The organism is Muricoccus harenae (genome assembly GCF_009848505.1).
Taxonomy (GTDB): domain Bacteria; phylum Pseudomonadota; class Alphaproteobacteria; order Acetobacterales; family Acetobacteraceae; genus Roseomonas; species Roseomonas harenae.
On record NZ_WWDL01000091.1, the window covers coordinates 1 to 1,284 of the forward strand.

Consider the following 1,284-nt stretch of genomic DNA (forward strand, 5'->3'; position numbering starts at 1 on the left):
GGCGCATGGACAGGCGCTGGTTGTACTGCGGCGTGCCCGAGCGGTCGGCATGGCCGGCCACTTCGATGCGCGTCGTGCCGGTGCTGGTCACCGCCTGGGCGGCTTCGGCGATGATCTGGCGGGCACGGTCCGTCAGGTCAGCACGGTCGAAGTCAAAGAACACCAGGTAGGTGCGGGCCGGAGCCGGGGCAGCGGCCGGAGCCGGGGCCACGACAGGAGCCGGCGCCGGGCGCGGCGCGTTGAAGGCGTAGCGCAGGCCGATCATGATCGAGTGGTTATAGTTCTCGGACTTGGTGCCACCACGGCCAACCGTGAAGCTGCCGCCGCTGCTCGTCGTGTCGATGCTGTGCTCAAGCGTACCGAGGAAGCGATACTCGGTCGTCAGCGTCAGGCCCGGCACGCCGAAGCGGGTGAGCGGGAAGCCAAGGCCCGCGATACCCTGATAGGCGAAGCGGCCGTCGGTGCCGCTGTCACGGATCCGGGCGCCCAGCACGGTGAGGCCGACATCGTCGAACTCACGCCAGATGTAGCCAACACCGGCACCGACATAGGGCTGCACGTAGCTCGGCATGCCAAACTGGGACAGGTCGAGATCATAGAGGACATTGGCCATCACGCCGTAGCTGCGCGAGGTGCCTTCGACGCGGCTGGTGGTGATGCCGTTGAAGCCGCGGATCTTGCTCACATCGTTTTCGCGGTAGTTGCCCTCGACCTCAAGGCGCAGGCCGTTGCCGAAGCCCCAGCCGAGGCTGCCAACGACGCCCCAGCCCGCATCAAAGGCCACCTTGCCACCCGGGTTCACCCCGAGGGCGCGAAGCTCCGTGGCCAGCGGCCCGGTGGCAGCAATCTTGGCATCCTGCAGCCAGTTCACGCCGGCGCCGCCGGCGATGTAGAGGCCGGAAACCGGCTGAGCCTGGACAGCCACCGGAGCTGCGAGGGGCAGGGTCAGCATGGTCGCGGCGAGCAGTGACTTGCGGAGCGACATTACGGGAGATCCTTCAAACGGGGGGCAAGTGGTCCGCCATTGTTGCGGCAAGACAGGAATGCCGAAGGATCACTTGGGTTTATATCGGGGCGGACTGATCTATTCATACAGGCCGCCTGTGGCACGAAAGCCACAAGAATGTTCTGCGGGCGGTCCGTAAGTGGAAACGCAGAGGGGCGGGACCTTGCGGTCCCGCCCCCAACTTTCCCCGCGAGAGGGTCGTGCTGCTTAGCGCAGCACGATCTCGACGCGGCGGTTCTGCGGCTCACGCACGCCATCGGCGGTCGGGACCAGCGGAC

1 protein-coding gene is annotated in these 1,284 nt (G+C 66.6%); it reads right to left on the reverse strand.

Translation table 11 applies throughout. The features are described from left to right. A partial coding sequence (locus GSE44_RS25025) for an OmpA family protein (protein WP_159351534.1) occupies positions 1-985 on the reverse strand: 985 nt, incomplete at its 3' end. Between the last annotated feature and the right edge of the window lie 299 nt (positions 986-1,284).